We start from the raw sequence: 958 nt of genomic DNA, 5'->3' as shown, positions 1-958 counted from the left end.
CGGCATCGTCGGTGAACACTGCACCACCGTCACCAGCAGCGCCCAGCACCTTGGCCGGATAGAAGGACGTAGTCGAGATGTGCGCACCCTTGTAGATGGGCGCACCCTGATAACGGGCGCCAAAGGACTGAGCACCGTCCTCCACCAGCACCACGCCCTGATCGCGGCACAACGCACGCAATTCGAGCAGACTGGCAGTGCCCCAGCCATACAGGTGCGCCACCAGTGCTGCCTTGGGCCGGGACTCGCGGATTGCCTGAGCAAAGGCTTCGAAGCACACGCCGCCATCGCTGAGGTCTGCATCCACCGTCACCGGCCTGGCGCCGACATTCACCACAGCCTCGAAGGTCGCCCAGAAGGTCACGTTCGGCACCAGCACCACGTCGCCCTCGCCCACACCCACTGCACGCAGCGCCAGCTGCAGGGCATCGGTACCGTTGGCGCAGGTCACTGCATGCGCGACCTGCAGTTCGGCCTGCAGACGGCTTTCAAGCGTAGCTACCTCAGTACCGCCGATAAACTGGGCGCCCAGAGTCATGGCATGGAATTTTTCCATCAGCGCCGCGTGGAAACCGGGCTCCAGGCGCTTGAGGTCGATAAAGGGAACGTTAATTTTCAATCTCCTTGACGAGGCGACCGGAACGGCCGGCACTGTACCAGCAAGAGGGGTGATAGTCATAAACAATGAGGATGCACAGATTCTTTACCAACAATGCTGGATAACATCGACCCAAATCGAATCGCGCCCTCACACCAGCAATAGTGCAAGAATGCGCGCGGCAGCCCGCCCATCGCCATAAGGCCGACCAGACACATCCGCACTACCCGCTGCCAAGGCTGCATAAGCTTCAAGGATGCGTGCCTGCTCGGCACCAACCAAGCGGTTCCAGCCTAACTCGACAGTCTCAACCCACTCGGTTTCATCACGCATGGTGATACAGGGTACACGGTAGAAGAA

2 protein-coding genes are annotated in these 958 nt (G+C 60.2%); both read right to left on the bottom strand.

What is annotated here, in order from left to right; all coding sequences use genetic code 11:
• A partial coding sequence (locus J0A65_RS22460; RefSeq protein WP_206596541.1) for an aminotransferase class I/II-fold pyridoxal phosphate-dependent enzyme occupies positions 1-619 on the bottom strand: 619 nt, incomplete at its 3' end.
• 129 nt (positions 620-748) lie between these two features.
• A partial coding sequence (locus J0A65_RS27520) for a UDP-N-acetylglucosamine 2-epimerase (protein ID WP_232850107.1) occupies positions 749-958 on the bottom strand: 210 nt, incomplete at its 5' end.

The organism is Bowmanella yangjiangensis, assembly GCF_017255015.1.
GTDB lineage: Bacteria > Pseudomonadota > Gammaproteobacteria > Enterobacterales > Alteromonadaceae > Bowmanella > Bowmanella yangjiangensis.
The sequence above is the reverse complement of the archived record's forward strand: the minus strand, read 5'-3'. Positions and strand labels throughout refer to the sequence as shown.